Genomic DNA, 20587 nt, shown 5'->3' with positions numbered 1-20587 from the left:
TATTGGGTATTCATAGCTAATTCGAAGAAGTAAAATTGGTGCACTTAAAACGATATTTATATCCAATTTAACTTATGTGATGAGGTATCTAATTTATTTGCAAATCAAATGTTAGCGGCACATTGTATTTAGCACTTACCTGCTGCCCATACTTTGTTGCAGGTTTCCACTTCGGGCTCATTTTTATAGAACGTACAGCTTCATCATCAAGGCTTTTACCTGCGGAGAAAATTACTTCAATATCAGCCACGTCGCCGGCTTTAGTTATTGTGAAGCCTGATATAACTATACCGGTTTTGTTTTGTTCCCGTGCATCAGCAGGGTAGCGAACGGTGCGACCCAGAAATCTACCAAAGCCCATATAGCCATCGCGAAACTCCGGATTGGTAAACCTGTTTTTTGTGTACGTAGAAGTAATACCGTTAAAATTGGCAGAACCGGCCACCAATTCGCCGTTGCTGTATGTCTCTTTAAAGGTTGCGTTATTTACTTCGTCCTTGCCAGACCATTCTCCTTCACGCTTTCCATTTTTGACAGATCCTTCTTCTGCCACGGCAGTGAAAGAAATGTTATAAATTTTTAATATTCCGTTACCATCGGTGATCTGCTTAACCCCTGTGGAATCGTACCCGTCCGTAATAGTAAATTCAGATTTTCTAAGGGGCCATTTAGTTTCAGGTTGCGGCGTTTCAGTAATTATATGTTTCTTATGCAGATACAGCTTTCCATTAGGGAAATAGTCGTCAGACTCTCCGGTGAGTACACCTTTATCAAACGTCTCAGTTGACTTTCGTCGACCGTTTTCAAAAAAAGTTAATTTAACACCGTCAAAGCTGGCGCTATTCATGACAACAGACTTGCCTACTGCTTTTCTTTTACCGCTTTTGTAATATTCAACTACGTTAAAAAGCTCAGAACCTTTATCTGGTTCACTAATAACTCGGATATAATCTGCGCTGTCTTTTGATACGACCAAAGTACCGTCATTCTTTAGGAAGAATACATTCTGAGCTTGCGCAAAACAAAATATAGGGAAAATTATAAGGGCTACTGTAAGAAGAGATTTCATTTGAAGGGTTTAAGTCCCTCAAATTTACCTAATCAGCTTGTTATTTCCATCAGGGAAAATCAAAATAGGCTCGTATTGCTTAGCCTCTTCCATTTCCATATAGGCGTATGACATGATGATAACAATATCGCCCACCTGTGCCAAGCGTGCGGTTGCGCCGTTAAGGCAAATGGTACCGCTGCCGCGTTCACCTTTAATAACGTAGGTTTCAAAGCGTGCACCATTGTTGTTATTAACAATCTGCACTTTCTCGTTAGGGATGATATTAGCAGCTTCAATAAGGTCTTCATCAATGGTTATACTGCCAACATAGTTCAGTTCGGCCTGTGTAACCTTAACCCGGTGAAGCTTTGATTTTAATACCTCAATAATCATGGCGTAAAGGTAGGAATAATTTTAGTCGATAGTCCATAGGCAATAGTCCATGGTAAGTAAAGATTTGTTTGATTCATAGTTGATAGATCATAGTTCATGGTTAAAGAAATGATGTTACTGGCTGATACATTATAAGAGTAGCTGCTATGAACCATCAACCATTATCTATAAACCATAATTTACAGGCTAATAAATCAACATATTGTCTATCAATCTTGTTTTGCCAACGCGTGCGGCAGTAAGGGCAACAACAGATGTTGATGCGGGAGTTGCCGGGTATAAAGTTTTACCATCCACAATACGGAAATATTCGGGCTCAATACCTTCCTCTGCAGCCAGCAACTCCATTGCCTGTTCTTCTAACTCCGCTTCGCGGTTAATATCAAAATGATCTTTTATGTAATTAAGGGTTTTTGATAACACCAACGCACGCTTACGCTCAACATCAGATAAGTGAACGTTGCGCGAACTCATGGCCAGGCCGTCGGCTTCGCGTTCTATAGGGCACATCACCATGTTAACCGGGAGGCTGAGCAGCTCGACCATGCGGCTCACCACTAAGAATTGCTGATAATCCTTTTGGCCCATATACAGGCTGGTAGGTTTAACTATATCCAATAGCTTGTAAACAACTTGCGTTACACCCTGGTAATGGCCGGGCCTAAATTCGCCCTCAAGCAGGTGCTCAAGCGGGCCAATATCCAAATGCCATTGCTCATTATCGTCATACATTTCGTTCACTTCAGGAGCAAAAAGCACGTCGCAGCCGGCAGCTTCCAGTTTAGCCGTATCAGCCTCAATCGGGCGAGGATATTTCTCCAGGTCTTTAGGGTCGTTAAACTGGGTAGGGTTTACAAATATGCTGCAAACCGTTATAACATTTTCTGCTTTGGAGCGTGCTATTAAGGATAGATGGCCGTTATGCAATGCGCCCATAGTAGGCACAAAGCCAATTGTTATGCCAGCTTGCGCCGACAGGTATTCGCGGATGGACTGCCTTGTCTTAAATGTTTTCAAATCAGCTGAAAATTTGTGGCAAAAATTTGGCAAAGGTGTATAATTCTTTAAAAACTACCAAAACATAGTTGCACAAGTGGTTGCCAGTGTTTATAATAATGCTTATATTTGCAAACTCAAATTTTTTTGACTCTTACATTTACATTAATATCGATTAGTGATGGGTAAATCAAAACTACTGTTCATAACTCATGAAATGTCTCCTTTTCTCGAAATTTCTAAAATTGCAGAAATAACCCGCCAGTTGCCGCAAGCAATGCAGGATAAGGGGTTCGAGATCCGTATACTGATGCCGCGCTTTGGTAACATTAATGAGAGAAGGAACCGTTTGCATGAGGTTATCCGCTTATCGGGCATGAATATCATTATCAATGATAATGATAACCCGCTTATCATCAAGGTAGCTTCGATACCAGCTGCACGCATGCAGGTTTACTTCCTTGATAACGAGGAGTATTTTCAACGTAAACACGTATTTAACGATAAAGACGGAAAATTTTACGCTGATAACGATGAGCGTATGATCTTCTTCTGCAAAGGCGCTTTAGAAACCGTTAAGAAATTAGGTTGGGCACCTGATGTGGTACACTGCCATGGCTGGATGAGCTCTTTAGTACCGGCTTATTTAAAAACTACCTACAAAGACGACCCTACATTTAAAAACTCAAAGGTTGTTTACTCTATTTACGGTAACGATTTTACCGGTAACCTTGATGCTGATTTTGCGCGCAAAGCAGTAATGGGTAACATGACAGAGGAACACACCGAAGTATATAAAGAGGGCACTAACACCGCTCTTTATGCCGGTGCTATCCAGTATAGTGATGCGATAGTTTTGGGCAGTGCTGATGTAGATGCTGATGTGTTAAATATTGTTAAAAACAGCAATAAATCGGTATTAGATTACGTTTCCACTTCTGATTTCGAAAATTATTACAATTTTTACGAAGAAATCACCGATGAGCAATTGGTGGATGTTGCATAAGCTTTAAAAGATCATATGAAATTTTACAAATTAGGCTTATTAACCCTGTTAATAAGTCTTTTTATTTTTAGCAGTTGTAAAAGACAGGAAGGCATCGGCTTAGATGTTGACCCCGCTAACCAGATAAATGGCACTTTGCTTGTTGATACCAGCATTGTTCTTACTACCGTTCCGGAAGATACTGTGGTTACCAACGGCGTATCGGCCAGGGCACCGTTATCTTATTTTAATGACCCATTATTTGGTAATACAAAAGCAGATATTGGTGCCATGCTTAATTTGCCGGGTACCGTTGCTTACACAATTCCTACCGGAGAGATATCTATTGATTCGGCCGTACTAATATTGCCTTATGCATCTGATGGCTTTTATGGTGATTCATTACTTTCAACGTTTAAAGTAAACGTTCATCAATTAAGCCAAAATATTGTAACAACGCAAAATTATTACAATACCAGTCAGTTAACGTATGCCAGCGATATTATAGGTACTAAAACATTTAAGGCCCGCGCTCATGATACCCTGCAGGTGTATAACATTGTAAAAGGCAAGGCCGATACCCTGGCCAAGGTAGTGCCACAGGTCCGTGTCCCTATAAGTTCATCCTTCGTTTATACGAATCTGTTTAACGCCCCTGCCAGCATATTACGTAGCAATGCAGCGTATCAAAACTATGTTAAAGGACTGTATATAACCCTTGATAAAAGCGGAACTACGGGTATAGGCGGCAATATGTTCTTTAGGGTTGATACAAGCGCTAAGGTGCAGGTGTATTATAAATTAACCACAGGCGGCACCACAGATACAGCATCACTTGCGCTGCCTTTGAGTAATAATGTAAATCTTATTAAACACGCTTACAGCAGCAACGTCACGGCGGCTCTAAATCAAACCTCTAAAGATGGCTTGGTTTATTTGCAGGGCCTTGTGGGGCTTCGGTCTAAAATTACTTTCCCTGATGTTAAGAACATACTTGGTGCTGTAGGCAAAAACGCTATTATAAACCGCGCAGAACTTGTGGTGAATGTTGCGCCGGGCACGGGAACGCCATTTGCACCTAACCAGCAGCTTACGCTTTACAGGCTTGATCTTTCGAGGCAACGTGCGCTGTTGCAGGATGCATCACCATCAGACCCGCGAAATGCGCAGGTTTTCGGAGGCAGATACGATGCAAATGAAAATGCTTACCATTTCCTTATAACGGCCTATTTACAAGATCTTATTAGCGGTAAATCTGTTGATTACGGTACTTACCTTGCACCGGTTACACCATCGCCAGCCACTACATCAACGCAGCAAACCGTTAACATCGGTGTCACTTCTACCTATGCCCAGCGTACAGTTATAGTTGGTAAAAATGGAGCTAATAGAGCCCGGATCAACATATACTATACAAAGATAAATCCATAGAAAACTTTTTAAATTTTCTTAAAAAGATGCCCCTAATAAGGCATCTTTTTTTGTATGTGAACTTTATTATTGATAATAGAATTATTCAGTTAATTTTGTTGCTGATTTTTATCAGCTAAACAAAAAAAGAATATCTATTTATGTGTGGTATAGTAGGTTATATAGGCTTTAGAGATGCCTATCCAATAGTTATAAAAGGGTTGCACCGCCTTGAGTACAGGGGGTATGATAGTGCCGGTATAGCACTGTCAGACGGTGACCTGAAACTTTTTAAAAAGGCCGGAAAGGTAAGCGATCTTGAAGCCTTTGTTGAAGGCAAAGATGTAAGCGGTAGTGCTGGCATGGGCCATACCCGTTGGGCTACACACGGCGTGCCAAGTGACAGAAACTCTCACCCACACACTTCTGGTGATGGTAAGCTTACCATTATCCACAACGGTATTATTGAAAACTATGCCGTTTTAAAGGAAGCCTTAACTTCAAAAGGGCACGAGTTTAAAAGCGATACAGATACAGAGGTGCTGATACACCTTATTGAGGAGATAAAAGACGTTACGGGCTTGGGTCTTCGCGAAGCGGTAAGGTTAGCCCTTAACCGTGTTGTAGGTGCTTATGCGATTGTTATCATGAGCGAGGAAGAGCCGGATGAATTGATAGCAGCACGTAAAGGCAGCCCTATGGTTATCGGGGTTGGTAATGGCGAGTATTTCATTGCTTCAGATGCTACTCCAATCGTAGAATATACCAAGAACGTAATTTATCTTAACGATAACGAGATCGCTTACGTTCGTCGGGATGACCTGCTGATCAAAAACATTGATAATACTGTTCAAACTCCTTACATACAGGAGTTGGAGCTTAAGCTGGAGATGCTGGAAAAAGGCGGCTACGATCACTTTATGCTAAAGGAGATATATGAACAGCCCCGTTCAATACGCGACTGTCTGCGTGGCCGTATCTATCCGGAACAAGGCATTGTGCAATTGGGCGGTATCAAAGAGTACATTGAAAAGATAAAAAATGTTGATCGTATCATCATCGTAGCTTGCGGTACATCATGGCACGCCGGCTTAGTTGGCGAGTACCTGATAGAGGAGTATGCCCGTGTACCTGTTGAGGTTGAGTACGCTTCAGAGTTCAGATACCGTAATCCTATCATCACCCCTAAAGACCTGGTAATAGCCGTTTCACAATCAGGCGAAACCGCAGATACCATGGCAGCTATTGAACTGGCTAAAGAAAAAGGTGCAACCATATTTGGTATTTGTAACGTGGTGGGCGCTTCCATACCACGTATTACGCATGCAGGTGTTTATACACATGCGGGGCCGGAGATAGGTGTGGCATCAACCAAGGCATTTACTGCCCAGGTTACGGTTTTAACTTTGATAGCATTTTACATCGCGCAACAACGTGGTACCATTACGCAAAGCAAATTTGTTGAATACCTAACCGAACTTGACGAGATCCCTCAACTGGTTGAAAAAGCACTGGAATGCAATGATGAAGTAATTAAGATAGCTGAGCGTTTTAAAGATTCTGCCAACTGTTTATTCCTTGGACGCGGCAACTCGTTTCCTGTGGCATTAGAAGGTGCATTGAAGCTTAAGGAGATATCGTACATCCACGCCGAAGGCTACCCTGCTGCCGAGATGAAGCACGGCCCAATTGCACTTATCGATGCCGATATGCCGGTTGTGTTTATTGCTACCAAAAATTCACAGTACGAGAAAGTGGTGAGCAACATACAGGAAGTAAAGGCGCGTGGCGGGCATGTTATTGCCATAGTATCGGAAGGGGATACAGATGTTAAAGCAATGGCCGATTACACCATTGAGATACCTTTGACCAGCGAAACCTTTGTGCCGCTGCTTGCTACCATTCCGTTGCAGTTGTTATCATACCATATTGCGGTAATGCGTGGTTGCAACGTAGATCAGCCGCGCAACCTGGCAAAATCGGTTACGGTTGAATAAAACTAACCCAACTTTAAACTTAAATAGAAAATGCCCTGTAATTGCAGGGCGTTTTTGTTCATAAGCGAATTCGTTTATTCTTTTACCTTGGTATCGATCGTAATCGTGACAGGACCATCGTTAACCAGGCTCACTTTCATATCGGCACCAAAAATACCGGTGGCTACTTTTTTACCGGTGACCTGCTCAAGCGTGCTGATCATTTTTTCATAAAGAGGGATAGCTTTATCAGGTTTGGCTGCCCTGATGAAAGAAGGGCGGTTACCTTTTTTGGTTGCGGCAAACAGGGTAAATTGGGAGATCAATAAAATACCGCCATCTATATCTGCTAATGATCTATTCATTAAGCCCTGCTCATCGCTAAAAACACGTAATCCGGTTATTTTTTGGGCAAGCCATTGCAAGTCTTCATCGGTATCAGCATCTTCAATACCTAACAATACCATAAAGCCAATACCTATCTGTCCTGTGATGTTCCCTTCAACTTGGCAAGCCGCCTCGGAAACTCGTTGTATAACTGCTCTCATTGTATAGATTCAGGAGTCAAGATATAAGAATCGGGACTCGGATTAATAAGTTGTTTTTGACGTGATAAGTTGCCTTGTTTCTTGTCTCGTGTTGTCTTGCTTCTCATTAAGACCGTGTATCGTTCCCATTATAAATACTCAGGTAGCTTTCATAACGGGTGATGGCTATTTCATCTTCATCCAATGCTTCTAAAACAGCGCAACCCGGCTCATTAATATGGCGGCAGTTGTTAAAGCGGCACTCGTTCATACGTTCGCGCATCTCCGGGAAAAAATGGCCAAGTTCCTGTTTCTCTATATCGATAACACCTAACTCGCGAATACCAGGTGTATCGATTATATAACCGCCCTGCGGCAGGTCAAACATCTCGGCAAACGTGGTAGTGTGCATTCCCTTATCGCTCCATTCAGATATCATGTGCGTTTTCAGCTCAAGGTCGGGCAGTAGACGATTGATCAAACTAGATTTTCCCACACCGGAATGTCCCGTTAGCAAAGTGACCTTGTCTTTAAGCTGAGCTTGAACTTGCTGAATATTGGTGCCCTCTTTGGCCGATACCTCGTAGCAGGGGTAGCCGATACGCTCGTAAATATCTTTATAATCTGCGAGTATTGAAAGGCCCTCATCACTGAACAGATCGAGCTTGTTGAATATCAATCTCGCAGGTATATCGTAGGCCTCGGCAGTCACCAGAAAGCGATCAATAAAACCTAACGACGTACGGGGTGATGCCAAAGTAACGATCAAAAAAGCCTGATCGAGATTGGCGGCAATGATCTGAGCCTGTTTGGAAAGGTTTACCGATTTACGGATAATGTAATTTTTGCGCTGATGCAGGTTAGTGATAACACCTGTACCCTGTTCCGGCTCCATTTCAAAATCAACTACATCCCCAACTGCAATAGGGTTGGTGGTTGTGATGCCCTTTATCCGGAACTTACCTTTTATACGGCAATCAAACACCTCATTCCCCGCCTTTACCTGGTACCAGCTTCCGGTTGATTTTGTAACTAAACCCTGCATATGATGCGCAATTTACACACATAAAGGGCTTTGAGAAAAATAAATACAAATTGCCCTTGACATTCCGATTATTATCTACTTACTTTACCGACATTATATATGACAATTAACAACACCACAATTACAACAATTATTACCACCGGTATAAACCTCGGAGGAAGATAATCGTATGGTGTAAAAAACATAAATGAAACCAAACAGAAAGCCTTCCTCCTAAACGGGGAAGGCTTTTTTTATGGCCTCCCCCCGGCCTCTCCAAAAGAGAGGGTTCTAAAGAGTTTTAAAGTCCCTATCCAAAAGAGAGGGGTTTGGGAGAGGCTACCGGGCTTGAGAGATATTAAATAGATATTTTATATAAAAATGAAAGTATTAAAATTCGGAGGTACATCAGTAGGGTCAGTAGGAAGTATAAAAACCCTGCTTGATATTTTAAAGGCCGAGGACAAGCCACAAAGCAGGCCGGTAGTAGTTCTATCGGCAATGGGTGGTGTTACCAACCTTTTGATAGCCATGGCCGAAGGTGCCGCAAATGGCAAAGAATTTACCGCCGAGCTTGCCGAGCTGGAGAAACGCCACTTTGATGTAGTTAAGGCACTGCTTGAAGTGCAGAACCAAAACCCTGCATTTACCCGACTTAAAATTCATTTTAATCAACTTGAGGAATTGCTGCAAGGCGTACTTACCCTGCGCGAACTTACCCTTAAAACCCGCGACCAGATCGTTAGCTTCGGCGAGCGCTGCTCCGCGCTAATGGTAAGCAAGATTGCTGCGCAGCATTTCGAGGATGTGCTTTTTGTAGATGCATCTGAACTGATCAAGACGGATAGTGCTTTTGGCAACGCCAAAGTGAACAGCGAGCTTACTAATATGCTGATCAATACTTTTTATCAGCAACATAAAAACCAACTATTGATCGTCACCGGTTTCATCGCCGGGAACGATGCAGGGCAGATCACTACGCTTGGTCGTGGTGGTAGTGATTACACCGCAGCAATATTTGGTGCAGCACTAAATGCTGAAGAGATACAAATATGGACCGATGTTAACGGCATGATGACCGCCGACCCGCGCATGGTGCAAAAGGCTTTCCCGTTAGAAGAACTCTCTTACACCGAAGCTATGGAGCTTTCATACTTCGGTGCCAAAGTGATCTATCCGCCAACCATGATCCCGGCCTTTTTGAAGAAGATCCCGATAGTGATCAAAAATACTTTTGAACCGGCTTTTGCCGGTACGGTTATCCGTCACGATTGTAAATCTTCAACGCTGCCCATCAAAGGTATCTCTTCGATCAACAACATCAGCATCCTCAATTTGCAGGGCAGCGGCATGGTAGGCAAATCGGGCTTTAGCGGCAGGTTGTTCTCCTTATTAGCCAGGGAACAGATCAACATCATCCTGATCACACAGTCGTCATCAGAGCATAGTATCACTTTTGCCGTGCAACCACAAGATGTTGGAAAAGCTAAACAAGTGATTGAACAGGAATTTGAGCTGGAACTTTTAGCCAATAAGCTTGAGCCGCTTGTGATTGAAAGCAACCAGGCAATCCTTGCCATAGTAGGCGAAAACATGAAACAAACTCCGGGAATGAGCGGTAAACTGTTCCATGCACTGGGCCGTAATGGTGTAAATGTACGTGCCATTGCACAGGGCTCATCGGAATATAACATCTCGGTTATCATATCTGCAACTGATCTTTCGAAAGCCCTTAATGCAGTACATGATGCTTTCTTTATTGAATTGACTAAAACCTTGCACGCCTTTTGCCTTGGCACCGGCAACATCGGTAAAACGTTATTTGCTCAACTGAATGCGCATAAAGATTACCTGCAAAAAAATAATGGTATACAGGTAAAAGTGGTAGGCATCAGCAACACGCGTAAAATGGTTTTCAACAGCGATGGCCTGTCCTTAGATAACTGGCAGGATGAATTACAGGAATCAACCCACGAGGCTGATCTGCCAGGCTTTATCACTAAAATGAAGGAGCTGAATTTGCCAAACTGTGTGTTTATAGATAACACTGCCAGCCCTAAACCGGTTGATTTTTACGAGGAAGCTTTTAAAGCAAACGTATCTGTAGTAACCTGTAACAAGATAGGTAACTCGGCTTCGCTGGCCCAGTACCAAAATTTCAGAGATACTGCCCGCAGGCATGGGGTTGATTTCTTCTATGAAACCAACGTGGGTGCAGGCCTGCCTATCATCCGTACCCTAAAAGACCTGATGAGCAGCGGCGACAGGATCCAAAGAATCGAGGCCATTTTGTCTGGAACTATATCCTTCATCTTTAATCACTTTAAAGGCGACGTCAATTTCCACGATGTGGTTAAAGAAGCACAGGAAAAAGGGTATACTGAGCCGGATCCGCGCGATGACCTGAGCGGTAAAGATTTTACGCGTAAAATCCTCATATTGGCCCGCGATGCTGGTCACGAAATGGAAGAAGCGGATGTATCTATAGAAAGCGTGCTGCCAAAAGCCTGCCTTGAAGCTAAAACTGTTGATGATTTCTACGCAGCTTTAAAAGCTGAAGATGCTTACTTTACTGATCTGAAAAAGCGTGCTGAAAGCGAGAGAAAGGTACTGCGCTACATTGGTAAACTGGAAAATGGCAAAGCATCCATCACCCTGCAAATGGTTGATGAGAACCACCCCTTCTACATGCTCAGCGGCAGCGACAACATCATCTCTTTCACTACCGACAGGTATCGCGAGCGCCCGCTGGTAGTAAAAGGCCCCGGTGCAGGTGCCGAAGTAACCGCCGCCGGCGTATTTGCTGACTTGATAAATGTGGGAGCGAATTAAAGCCCCCCAGCCCCCTGAAGGGGGAGTAAAATTTGATAAAGAGCCCCCTAAACTTTGAAAGGGGGAACAAAAATTAAAGCAATGGAAAATACTATACAAGATTTAAAACAACCAAGCCCTTCAACAGCTCCCCCTTTAGGGGGCGGGGGGGGCTTGGACAGCGTTCACGTCTTTGCCCCGGCAACCGTGGCCAATGTGGTTTGCGGGTTTGATGTGCTGGGCTTTGCCGTAAACGAACCGGGCGATGAGGTGGTAATGCGCCGCACTGAAAAGCCAGGCATCACCATCAGCAAAATTACCGGCGATAATGGCCGCCTTCCGATGGATGCGGCGAAAAACACAGTTAGCGTGAGCGTTGAGCATTACCTTAAAAGCATTGGCCGCTTAGATGTGGGCGTGGATATTGAGCTGCATAAAAAAATGCCGATAGGCAGCGGCCTGGGCTCAAGTTCGGCCAGTACCGTAGCTGGTTTGTATGCCATCAAGACATTATTGGGTGATAACTCTGAACCATCAAAGCTGTTACCTTTTGCCATGAAGGGCGAAGAATTAGCTTGTGGTCATGGACATGCTGATAACGTGGCACCGGCGCTGTTTGGTGGCTTTGTGCTGATACGCAGTTATGAACCACTTGATGTAGTACGACTACCTCACCCTAAAGACCTATGGTGCGCTATTGTGTTCCCGGATGTAGATGTACCTACCCGTGAGGCCAGGCAGATCATCCGCAACAAAATAAACATGAAGGATGCCGTAACCCAGTGGGGCAACATTGCCGGGTTGGTTAGCGGCCTCTTTATGCAGGATATTGACCTGATAGGCCGAAGTATGCAGGATGTATTGGTAGAACCGGTACGCAGCATGCTGATCCCCGATTTTTACGAGATGCGCAAAATGGCTATGGACCTTGGCGCGGTAAGCTTCGGTATCTCAGGCTCGGGCCCGTCGGTTTTCGCCTTTACCCGCGATGAACAAACCGCAAGGCTCATTACCGGTAAACTTAAACAACACCTCAATAGCATCAAAATAGGCGCTAATACTTATGTATCTACCATAAATGATGCAGGGCCGAGGGTGATTGGGTAAATCAAAATTCAAAAGGGATCAGAATTTACAGGATTAAAGGATTTACAGAATGCCTTACGTCCGCTCTGATTCATAATCAATTCAGTTAATTCTCAAATTCTGTAAATTCTGATTCTGACACATGAAATTCTACAGCACAAATAACAAAAACCTTAGGGTTGGTTTTAAAGAAGCGGTTTTTAACAGCATGCCGCAGGATAAAGGCCTATACATGCCGGAGCATATCCCTCACCTGGATGATAAGTTTCTGAACAATTTGGATCAGTACACGCTGCCCGAGATCGCTTACCACGTAGCGCAAAACCTGTTGGGTGACGATATACCGGCGGATGATCTTAGGGCCATCATCAACGATGCCATTAACTTTTATGCGCCCATTGTAAAGCTGGAAAAAAATGTTTTTGTGCTGGAGCTTTTCCACGGGCCATCATTAGCCTTTAAGGATTTTGGGGCAAGGTTCATGAGCCGCGTTATGGCTTATTTTCTTGAAGAGGGTGAGAAACAACTGGATGTGTTGGTGGCTACCTCCGGCGATACTGGTGGTGCAGTGGCACTGGGCTTTTTAGGTGTTCCTAATACGCGGGTAACTATTCTTTATCCCAAAGGCAAAGTAAGCCACATACAGGAATTGCAATTAACCACCAATGGGCAAAACATCCGCGCTTTAGAGATCGACGGTACCTTTGATGATTGCCAGGCGCTGGTTAAACAGGCATTTACGGATAAGGAACTTAATGAAAAGTTCCGCCTAACATCGGCTAACTCAATCAATATCGCAAGGCTTATCCCGCAAACGTTTTACTACTTCAACGCATACGCACAGCTGCTTCGCCAAGGTATAAGCAAAGCGGTGTTCTGCGTGCCGAGCGGTAACTTTGGTAACATTGGTGCAGGCTTATTGGCCTGGAAGATGGGCTTGCCTGTTGAGCATTTTATTGCAGCAACTAACGCAAATGATACCGTACCTGCATTCTTAAAGAGCGGTGTTTACGAGGCTAAGCCATCTGTTTCTACGCTATCGAATGCAATGGATGTTGGCAACCCAAGTAACTGGGTGCGTATTGCCGACCTGTTTGATGAAGACCTTGACACTGTAAGGCAACTCATCACCGGTTACAGTTACACGGATGAGGATACGTTGGCTGCTATCGAACAATTATCAAAAGATGATAACTATGTAGCCTGCCCGCATACCGCTATTGCCTGGAAGGCCTTAAAATCATATCAGCAGGAGCATACCGCGGATGATACTGCATGTATATTCTTGTCAACCGCTCATCCTTGCAAATTCCCGGATGTATTTAAGCCGGAGATAGCCGAAAAGATCAAGATACCTGCACAGGTAAGCGAATTAGAAGAAAAAGAAAGCCATGCAGTAAGTTTAGGCACCAGCTTTGAAGAATTTAAGAGATATTTGCTAAACAATGCATAGCATAATGGATCGCTTTAAACTCCTGATTACTTTTTTAATATGTGCCGCCTTTGCTTATGGTTGTACTGCCAAACAAGATTTTGACCGCAAAGGCTGGAATGATGGCGATGGGCTCGATTTTCCGCGCCGTAACCTGATGATTGATGATCTGCTGCAGAAATACCAGTTCAAAGGCATGAAATATAAAAACGTTGTAGGCCTTTTGCATGAGCCGGATCGTTTTAGTTACGACAGCACGAACTTTCATTACCAGATAATCCTGAAAATGCAGGGCTTGGATACAATCCGCACTAAAAACCTTGTTTTCTGGTGGAATAAAAAAGACTCCGTAATTACTGATTATAAGGTGACTGAAAAAGACTATCCTAAAAAAGAATACAAGAAAAAGTGATCAATACCATCATATTTGATTTAGGCGCCGTTCTTATAGACTGGAACCCGCATTACCTGTACCGCACTTTGTTTGACAGTGAAGAAGAGATGATCCATTTTTTGGCCAACATTGCCACCTCTGATTGGAACGAGGAGCAAGATGCCGGTCGGTCGTTAGAGGAAGGTACTGAAATGCTGGTAAAGCGCTTTCCAGACCATGAGGCTAATATCAGGGCTTTTTACGGCCGATGGAACGAAATGTTGGGCGCCGCTTTTGATGACACAGTTGCGATCCTAAAAAAACTGAAAGAAAGCGGCAAGTATAAAGTTTATGCTTTAACCAACTGGTCGGCAGAGACCTTCCCGGTAGCTTTGGAGCGTTTTGAGTTTCTGAGCTGGTTTGATGGCATTGTGGTATCGGGCACCGAAAAGATGCGTAAACCCCAGCCGGAATTTTACCAGCTATTGCTTAGCAGATACGATGTTAAACCCGAAGAAGCTTTGTTTATCGACGATAACAAACGCAACATTTTAGCTGCCGAGCAATTAGGTATCAGGTCAATCCACTATCAATCGCCAGAGCAGCTTACAACAGAACTGCAGCAACTCAATATTTTATAAACAAGGTCTTGAAATCGAAAAGCCCCGTTATCACTAACGAGGCCTTCTTTCTAACTAAACTAACTAACTTGTATTTTTATCTATTTGTCCCGAAAGGGATATAAACTCCAAATGTAATGTTGCGGCCCATATTGTAAATACCAAACGTTGGGTCTTCCTGGCTAAAGCGGCCCGGCCTTAAACGGCTAAGCGCATCATAGTAAGCCTTATTGGTTAGGTTTGTACCAGAAACATATAATTTAAGTGGTTGTTTGCCAATATTGAAAGTGGCACCTATGCCTGCATTCAACAAGGTGTAGCCACCAGCGGCGGTCTCAAAGGTTTCATCTACACGGCCCTGTCTAAAGAAATTGTCTATACCTGCATAAAAGTAGAAGTCCTTAATTCTTTTAACCTTTGGTTCAAAACGCAAGGTATTGTGCAATACACCGGCAGGTATCAGGGCCAGCGGCCTGTCAAAAGTCTCGTTTTGTGCGTGGGTATAGCTAAACGTGTTTTCAAAGTGGATAAATGATACCGGGTGCAACGTTAAGTTACCTTCAAAACCATAAAGGTTCGCATTTACCTGTCCGTAGCGGTAAGTGTCGTAAGATCTGCTTTGCCCGTCCTCTCCAACCACGGTGGTTTGCTCTTTGTTGGTATTTGAGGCGTATATGTAATTGTGGATATAGTTCTCATAAATACCAAAGCTTCCTGTTACAAATCCAGAACCATACTCCAGCGTTGCATCTGCCTGGTAGCTGCGCTCAGGTGACAGGTTGGGGTCACCTATTTCATAGCGGGTAGTACCTTCGTGCACACCGTTAGAACCCAATTCGGCCGGGTTTGGCGCGCGGAAAGCGGTACCGGCGTTAGCCTTAAAGCTCAGGTCATCGTTAAATATATGTGTAAAGCCCAATGCACCGCTCACGTTTGAGAAACGGTTATCAAAGCCTGTAAATATCGGCTCGCCTTCGGCGTTATTCTGTGCCTTACCTTTGTTGCTGATGAAATCATAACGGGCACCCGCACTAAATGTATTTTTATCCCAGGCTTTCTTTAAGTAAACGAAAGCGCCGATACTGAATTCGTCATATGCGGGTATCAATAGTTCCTCGCCAAGATTAACGCTATGGCTCAAAGCACTGCTTACGCCAATAACCGGGTGCCAGCCATTGCTCTCAGGCAGGTAATATTTAGCATCCAACGAGTAGGTGTTCATATCAAAGAACAAATTTGGGGTAGTGGTTTCCTCCAACTCACGGCGCTGGTTTTTCTGGAAACCGAGATCAAGCTTTAACGAGCTGCTGCCGAACAGGAAGTTGTTGTTTAGGGCAACCTTGTAGTGGCGGATATCCTGGCGCGGGAAATCAAGCGTGCGGCTGGTTGATGTGTTGTACAATGGATCGCCGGGTTCTGCATCAAGGAAACCGATGTTATTTTTATAGTAGGAGAAATTAAGGTGCGAATAACCCCAGGGCTTGTTTACACCCAGCATACCGCTGGCATTGGTTTGGTTGAATCCGCTGTTTATTACACGGCCTGCAGGGGTGTTGTAAGAGTATGCGTTTTGATAACTTCCGCGGCCTCTCCATACAAAACCATTCTCGTTACCGCTCAACATTACTGATGTATTGCTTAAGCCGTTGTTTGTAGAATAATTTGTTAAAACCTCACCCGCAATATTGCCCTCTGCAGGCGTAGGCGGGTCTATAACATTGATAACACCACCCAATGCATCAGAACCATATTGCAATGATGCAGCACCTCTTAATACCTCAACCCTGCCGGCAGAGAACTGGTCCATTTCAATACCGTGCTCATCACCCCATTGCTGGCCTTGTTGTTTAACACCATCATTTAAAGTAACCACACGGTTGTAACTTAAACCACGTATAACAGGTTTTGAAATAGCCTGGCTGGTGGTTATCTGGCTCATGCCCGGCACTTGTTTAGCCAATGCATCAATAAGGTTTGTTGACGAACCTTGCAGCTGGTCTTTAGTAACCACCGTGGCGGATGTGCTGTTATACTTGCTGCCTGCTGTAATTGGCGTACCGGTAATTACTACCTCGTGCGCCTCTATAACGCTGGGCTGCAAAGCAAATACCAGTGGTGCTTGGGATGAAAGATCGATAGTTTGGGTAAGAGATTTATAACTTACATACTGCACCTGCACCACAAAGCGGCCGCGTTGCGGGATGGATCTGAAAGTGAATTCGCCATTTAAGTTGGTAGCTACGGCAAGGCGCAGATCGGGGATGCTAACGGTAGCGCCGGCAAGCGGCTCGTTAGTCTTAGCGTCAACAACTTTACCTTTAAGGTCAATAACATCAGTTGCCGAGGCGGTAAACTGTACAAGTAAAAATATAAAGCAATATAAAAGCTTTAGTTTCATAATTAAAAATTAAAGAATCAGACAAAAATCAGCCACGCAGAACCGCGGCTATCTAAAAATTGAACGGTAATTATGAAATAACGGGAGGAGCCCTGCCAGAGGCAAGGATGAGGCCTATACTTTGAAAATGGTACTGTTTAAAAGTGTAAACACGGTCGGTTTTGCTAAAGTGTAAAGCAAACTGCGGTTTAAAAAGTTCCATAAAATCATGGTGCATGCTGTCGCAAACCTCACATTTTTCTTTAAGTATCTGCTTATCGGGGTTGTGTTTGTCGCTTTGAGATAGCTGGTGCACATGCTTGTTCACATGATGCTGGTGCGCAAATACCATGTACTGCCCTGCAACAAAACAGAACAATAGTGCCCAGGCACAAATAATATGGTAGATGCTTTTCTTCACAGCCTTAAAATGCAATGCAAAAATAAGTAATAATAATGCAATACTGTTGCATAAACGTAACAATATTGTTAATAGTATTAGAAATATTCGCTTTGCGGCGGTTAAGCTTCAGTATATTTGCCGGTATGAAACCTGCCGAAATTAATGCCAAGTGGGCTGTATTGCAGAATAAAATAGCCGAGGAGTTTGATAATGAGAAGCCGGACATGAAGGTGATGCTTTTTCTGGTTGGCGTGCAGGAACTTGGCCAGGGCCCGCGTAAATTCAGTAAAAGGCAAAAAGAAGAGTTGATGCATATTGCCAACTGCAAGTTATTTAGCCAAATGGGTTTTTACGAACTGGAGGGACTTGACCAGGATGGCTGGCCGCATTGGAAACTGGCAAAAACCATCCCTAATTATACCTTGCTTGAGCAGGAATTGCTGCTTAAATCATTGATGATAACTTATTTTGAAACAGAATTAGATTGGGAACTTTAACCTTATAGTTGCATGACCAGATTTTTTACCATTTGCCTGCTGTTCATTAGCACCATCGCTTTTGCTAAGCCACCTAAAAACCAGTATGTGCGCATACGGTCGTCATACGGAGACGTCATCATCCGTTTATATAACGAAACGCCTAAGCATCGCGATAACTTTATCAAGCTCACCAAACAGGGTTTTTATAATGGTACACTTTTTCACCGTGTGATACAGGATTTTATGATCCAGGGTGGTGATCCGGATTCCCGCGATACTACCAAGAACCAAAAGGGCAAAGAGCTTGGCAACGGCGATGTTAAATATACCATCCCGGCAGAACTCAGGGACAGCCTGTTCCATAAACGCGGTGCTTTAGGTGCAGCGCGTGATGATAACCCTGCAAAAGCATCCAGCGGTTGCCAGTTTTATATAGTAGAGGGTAAACGCTTTACACCGGCTAAACTGGATACCGTAGAAATAAAGAGACTTAAAGGCCACAAGATACCGGCCTGGCAACGCGATATTTATACTTCCGTCGGAGGAGCCCCGCACCTTGATCAAAACTATACCGTATTTGGTGAGGTGGTAAGCGGCATAGATATGGTTGATCGAATTGCAGCCCTTAAGCGCGATGGTAACGACCGCCCTGAAGATAATGTACCCATGACCATAGAACTGCTCAGTAAAAAAGAATGCAAGCAGTTAGATGAGTTACTTTGGCCAAAAGAGAAATAATAATATTTTGTCATCTGAGCCTGTTGAAGACGTATTAAAGCGAGTGGTTCGACAAGCTCACCACGACAAAACATTTAGGCTATTCGTTCCTAACCTCCGCCAAAAGGGTCAGTCTGAGCTTGTCGAAGACCTATCCAGGAGAGTGGATCGACAAGCTCAACAATACATAAGTATTTAGGAGATAATATGAAGATCGTCACTTATAACGTAAACGGCATCCGTTCTGCTATTAACAAGAACTGGCTGGCATGGCTGCAGGCTACAGATGCCGATGTGGTATGTTTACAAGAAATAAAAGCTACACCCGATGTATTGACCGATCTGGGTTTGGTTGATGCATTGGGTTACCAGCACTTCTGGTTTCCGGCAGAGAAAAAGGGTTACAGCGGCACAGCCATTTTCAGTAAGATACTGCCTAATCATGTGGAGTACGGCTGCGGCATACCTGATTTTGACCGCGAAGGACGGTGCATACGAGTTGACTTTGATAATGTTTCTGTAATGAGCGCGTACTTTCCATCAGGCTCAAGCGGCGAAGAAAGGCAGGCATTTAAGTTTCGTTTTTTGGATGAGTTTGGGAAATACCTAACGCTGCTAAAGGCAAGCATACCCAACTTGGTGCTCTGCGGCGATTACAACATCTGCCATCGCCCTATCGATATCCATAATCCAAAATCGAACGCCAACTCATCAGGCTTTTTGCCCGAAGAACGGGAATGGATGGAAAATTTTCTGGAGTCGGGGTTCATTGACACCTTCCGCCATGTGAACAAGGAGCCGCATAATTACACATGGTGGAGTTTCCGCGCCAATGCCCGCGCCAAGAACCTGGGTTGGCGTATTGATTATGCGCTGGCAAGTAAAGAGCTTGAGGAAAACATTAAACGCTGTATGATACTGCCCGAGGCCAAACATTCCGACCATTGCCCCGTGCTGTTGGAATTGGAGTTTTAGTTAAAATGACTTTTATATGTAAGCTCTTTGATCAACAAACCGTTGATTTGGATAGTTAAACATTGTACTATGAAATTAACCATCGGCTTTTCGCCCTGCCCAAATGATACCTTTATATTTGATGCTCTTATTCACAATAAAATAGACACCGAAGGACTGGAGTTTGAGGTTTTTTACGATGACGTGGAAACCCTAAACCAAAAGGCATTTCGCGGCGAATTGGATATCACTAAGCTAAGCTACCACGCCTTTGCTTACGCAGCGGATAAATATGTGCTGTTAGATGCAGGCAGCGCGCTGGGTTTTGGTGTTGGGCCTATGCTGATAACCAAGCAGGAAGATATCTCATATTTAAAATCTCATATCTCAGATCAAAAGATAGCCATCCCGGGCAAATATACCACCGCTAACTTCCTGCTTAGTCTGGCTTTCCCTGAAGCTACCAACAAACAGGAACTGGTTTTTTCAGACATTGAAAATGCAGTGTTAGATGGGCGTGTTGATGTAGGTTTGATCATCCACGAAAACCGTTTTACCTATCAGGACAAAGGCCTGCATAAAGTGATGGACCTTGGCGATTACTGGGAAAAGGAAACAGGTTGCGCTATACCATTAGGCGGCATTGTAGCCAATAGAAATCTTCCTGTTGACGTTCAGCAAAAAGTAAACAGGCTCATCAGGCAATCAGTAGAGTTTGCTTTTGCCAATCCAAAATCGGGGCTGGATTATATTCGCTTCCATGCGCAGGAAATGAGCGAGGATGTGATGTACAAGCACATCGATCTGTATGTAAATAAGTTCTCGGTTGATCTCGGTAAAGAAGGCAAAAAAGCAGTTAAGCTGATGTTTGATACCGCACTGGAGAAAAATATTATTCCGCCGATCGATAAGCCGCTTTTCCTGAGCCCTTTGTAACAATCTGCTAACCTGTAAACTTTAGCGGGTCTGTTTG

The 20587-nt window shown here is 43.8% G+C and carries 19 protein-coding genes; 12 read left to right on the top strand and 7 right to left on the bottom strand.

What is annotated here, in order from left to right; translation table 11 throughout:
- Window positions 1–88: 88 nt before the first annotated feature.
- The 3 genes from FPZ42_RS04650 to panC form a co-directional block, all read right to left on the bottom strand.
- A complete protein-coding gene (locus FPZ42_RS04650; RefSeq protein WP_146269306.1) occupies window positions 89–1069 on the bottom strand; it encodes an energy transducer TonB in 981 nt (326 codons plus the stop codon).
- 24 nt (window positions 1070–1093) lie between these two features.
- Window positions 1094–1444, bottom strand: a complete 351-nt coding sequence (gene panD, locus FPZ42_RS04645; protein ID WP_146269305.1) for an aspartate 1-decarboxylase — start codon at window positions 1442–1444, stop codon at window positions 1094–1096.
- A 186-nt stretch (window positions 1445–1630) separates the two neighbouring features.
- Window positions 1631–2461: a pantoate--beta-alanine ligase gene (gene panC, locus FPZ42_RS04640; protein WP_146269304.1), complete on the bottom strand. Its 831-nt coding sequence runs from the start codon at window positions 2459–2461 to the stop codon at window positions 1631–1633.
- A 160-nt stretch (window positions 2462–2621) separates the two neighbouring features.
- Here panC and FPZ42_RS04635 point away from each other — a divergent pair, with 160 nt between their 5' ends.
- From FPZ42_RS04635 to glmS, 3 genes are all read left to right on the top strand, one after another.
- On the top strand, window positions 2622–3446 hold the full coding sequence (locus FPZ42_RS04635; RefSeq protein WP_146269303.1) for a glycogen/starch synthase: 825 nt from the start codon (window positions 2622–2624) through the stop codon (window positions 3444–3446).
- A gap of 15 nt (window positions 3447–3461) precedes the next feature.
- Complete coding sequence (locus tag FPZ42_RS04630) at window positions 3462–4856, top strand: DUF4270 domain-containing protein (protein WP_146269302.1); 1395 nt, start codon at window positions 3462–3464, stop codon at window positions 4854–4856.
- Window positions 4857–4996: 140 nt separating this feature from the next.
- Window positions 4997–6832 carry a glutamine--fructose-6-phosphate transaminase (isomerizing) gene (gene glmS, locus FPZ42_RS04625; RefSeq protein WP_146269301.1) on the top strand — a complete coding sequence of 612 codons (1836 nt, stop codon included), beginning with the start codon at window positions 4997–4999 and terminating at the stop codon, window positions 6830–6832.
- Window positions 6833–6906: 74 nt separating this feature from the next.
- Here the strand turns inward: glmS and dtd are convergent, their stop codons facing one another.
- Both dtd and rsgA read right to left on the bottom strand, forming a co-directional pair.
- On the bottom strand, window positions 6907–7359 hold the full coding sequence (gene dtd, locus FPZ42_RS04620; protein WP_146269300.1) for a D-aminoacyl-tRNA deacylase: 453 nt from the start codon (window positions 7357–7359) through the stop codon (window positions 6907–6909).
- A gap of 106 nt (window positions 7360–7465) precedes the next feature.
- The gene (gene rsgA, locus FPZ42_RS04615) at window positions 7466–8383 is read right to left on the bottom strand and encodes a ribosome small subunit-dependent GTPase A (RefSeq protein ID WP_146269299.1); all 918 of its coding nucleotides are present in this window, start codon (window positions 8381–8383) and stop codon (window positions 7466–7468) included.
- Window positions 8384–8743: 360 nt separating this feature from the next.
- Here rsgA and thrA point away from each other — a divergent pair, with 360 nt between their 5' ends.
- From thrA to FPZ42_RS04590, 5 genes are all read left to right on the top strand, one after another.
- Window positions 8744–11194, top strand: coding sequence for a bifunctional aspartate kinase/homoserine dehydrogenase I (gene thrA / locus FPZ42_RS04610; protein ID WP_146269298.1), 2451 nt, complete (start codon window positions 8744–8746; stop codon window positions 11192–11194).
- A gap of 81 nt (window positions 11195–11275) precedes the next feature.
- On the top strand, window positions 11276–12280 hold the full coding sequence (locus tag FPZ42_RS04605) for a homoserine kinase (protein ID WP_146269297.1): 1005 nt from the start codon (window positions 11276–11278) through the stop codon (window positions 12278–12280).
- Window positions 12281–12401: 121 nt separating this feature from the next.
- Window positions 12402–13712 (top strand): threonine synthase, encoded by a 1311-nt coding sequence (thrC, locus tag FPZ42_RS04600; RefSeq protein WP_146269296.1) that lies wholly within the window; start codon window positions 12402–12404, stop codon window positions 13710–13712.
- A gap of 4 nt (window positions 13713–13716) precedes the next feature.
- Entirely contained in the window at window positions 13717–14103 is a 387-nt protein-coding gene (locus FPZ42_RS04595) for a hypothetical protein (protein ID WP_146269295.1), read from the top strand.
- Window positions 14100–14705, top strand: a complete 606-nt coding sequence (locus tag FPZ42_RS04590) for an HAD family hydrolase (protein ID WP_146269294.1) — start codon at window positions 14100–14102, stop codon at window positions 14703–14705. Before FPZ42_RS04595 ends, FPZ42_RS04590 begins: the two co-directional genes overlap by 4 nt.
- A gap of 76 nt (window positions 14706–14781) precedes the next feature.
- Here FPZ42_RS04590 and FPZ42_RS04585 read toward each other — a convergent pair whose 3' ends face one another.
- Window positions 14782–17082, bottom strand: a complete 2301-nt coding sequence (locus tag FPZ42_RS04585; RefSeq protein ID WP_146269293.1) for a TonB-dependent receptor — start codon at window positions 17080–17082, stop codon at window positions 14782–14784.
- A gap of 70 nt (window positions 17083–17152) precedes the next feature.
- Window positions 17153–17482 (bottom strand): hypothetical protein, encoded by a 330-nt coding sequence (locus FPZ42_RS04580; RefSeq protein ID WP_146269292.1) that lies wholly within the window; start codon window positions 17480–17482, stop codon window positions 17153–17155.
- Between the two features lie 125 nt (window positions 17483–17607).
- Here FPZ42_RS04580 and FPZ42_RS04575 point away from each other — a divergent pair, with 125 nt between their 5' ends.
- The 4 genes from FPZ42_RS04575 to FPZ42_RS04560 all read left to right on the top strand — a co-directional run bounded on the left by FPZ42_RS04575 (window position 17608) and on the right by FPZ42_RS04560 (window position 20550).
- On the top strand, window positions 17608–17961 hold the full coding sequence (locus FPZ42_RS04575) for a hypothetical protein (protein WP_146269563.1): 354 nt from the start codon (window positions 17608–17610) through the stop codon (window positions 17959–17961).
- A 12-nt stretch (window positions 17962–17973) separates the two neighbouring features.
- Window positions 17974–18681, top strand: coding sequence for a peptidylprolyl isomerase (locus tag FPZ42_RS04570; protein WP_146269291.1), 708 nt, complete (start codon window positions 17974–17976; stop codon window positions 18679–18681).
- Window positions 18682–18867: 186 nt separating this feature from the next.
- Window positions 18868–19635 (top strand): exodeoxyribonuclease III, encoded by a 768-nt coding sequence (locus FPZ42_RS04565; RefSeq protein WP_146269290.1) that lies wholly within the window; start codon window positions 18868–18870, stop codon window positions 19633–19635.
- 69 nt (window positions 19636–19704) lie between these two features.
- Window positions 19705–20550, top strand: a complete 846-nt coding sequence (locus FPZ42_RS04560) for a menaquinone biosynthesis family protein (protein WP_146269289.1) — start codon at window positions 19705–19707, stop codon at window positions 20548–20550.
- The last annotated feature ends 37 nt before the right edge of the window (window positions 20551–20587 follow it).

Source organism: Mucilaginibacter achroorhodeus (assembly GCF_007846095.1).
Classification (GTDB): domain Bacteria; phylum Bacteroidota; class Bacteroidia; order Sphingobacteriales; family Sphingobacteriaceae; genus Mucilaginibacter; species Mucilaginibacter achroorhodeus.
Note: the sequence above shows the minus strand (reverse complement) of the source record. Positions and strands in the feature narration are given on the sequence as shown.

Excerpts from the sequence above, each read along its gene's own strand:
- FPZ42_RS04650 (WP_146269306.1), bottom strand. The coding sequence starts at position 1,069 with ATGAAATCTCTTCTTACAGTAGCCCTTATAATTTTCCCTATATTTTGT.
- panD (WP_146269305.1), bottom strand. The coding sequence starts at position 1,444 with ATGATTATTGAGGTATTAAAATCAAAGCTTCACCGGGTTAAGGTTACA.
- FPZ42_RS04635 (WP_146269303.1), top strand. The coding sequence starts at position 2,622 with ATGGGTAAATCAAAACTACTGTTCATAACTCATGAAATGTCTCCTTTT.
- FPZ42_RS04630 (WP_146269302.1), top strand. The coding sequence starts at position 3,462 with ATGAAATTTTACAAATTAGGCTTATTAACCCTGTTAATAAGTCTTTTT.
- glmS (WP_146269301.1), top strand. The coding sequence starts at position 4,997 with ATGTGTGGTATAGTAGGTTATATAGGCTTTAGAGATGCCTATCCAATA.
- dtd (WP_146269300.1), bottom strand. The coding sequence starts at position 7,359 with ATGAGAGCAGTTATACAACGAGTTTCCGAGGCGGCTTGCCAAGTTGAA.
- rsgA (WP_146269299.1), bottom strand. The coding sequence starts at position 8,383 with ATGCAGGGTTTAGTTACAAAATCAACCGGAAGCTGGTACCAGGTAAAG.
- thrA (WP_146269298.1), top strand. The coding sequence starts at position 8,744 with ATGAAAGTATTAAAATTCGGAGGTACATCAGTAGGGTCAGTAGGAAGT.
- FPZ42_RS04605 (WP_146269297.1), top strand. The coding sequence starts at position 11,276 with ATGGAAAATACTATACAAGATTTAAAACAACCAAGCCCTTCAACAGCT.
- thrC (WP_146269296.1), top strand. The coding sequence starts at position 12,402 with ATGAAATTCTACAGCACAAATAACAAAAACCTTAGGGTTGGTTTTAAA.
- FPZ42_RS04595 (WP_146269295.1), top strand. The coding sequence starts at position 13,717 with ATGGATCGCTTTAAACTCCTGATTACTTTTTTAATATGTGCCGCCTTT.
- FPZ42_RS04585 (WP_146269293.1), bottom strand. The coding sequence starts at position 17,082 with ATGAAACTAAAGCTTTTATATTGCTTTATATTTTTACTTGTACAGTTT.
- FPZ42_RS04575 (WP_146269563.1), top strand. The coding sequence starts at position 17,608 with ATGAAACCTGCCGAAATTAATGCCAAGTGGGCTGTATTGCAGAATAAA.
- FPZ42_RS04570 (WP_146269291.1), top strand. The coding sequence starts at position 17,974 with ATGACCAGATTTTTTACCATTTGCCTGCTGTTCATTAGCACCATCGCT.
- FPZ42_RS04565 (WP_146269290.1), top strand. The coding sequence starts at position 18,868 with ATGAAGATCGTCACTTATAACGTAAACGGCATCCGTTCTGCTATTAAC.
- FPZ42_RS04560 (WP_146269289.1), top strand. The coding sequence starts at position 19,705 with ATGAAATTAACCATCGGCTTTTCGCCCTGCCCAAATGATACCTTTATA.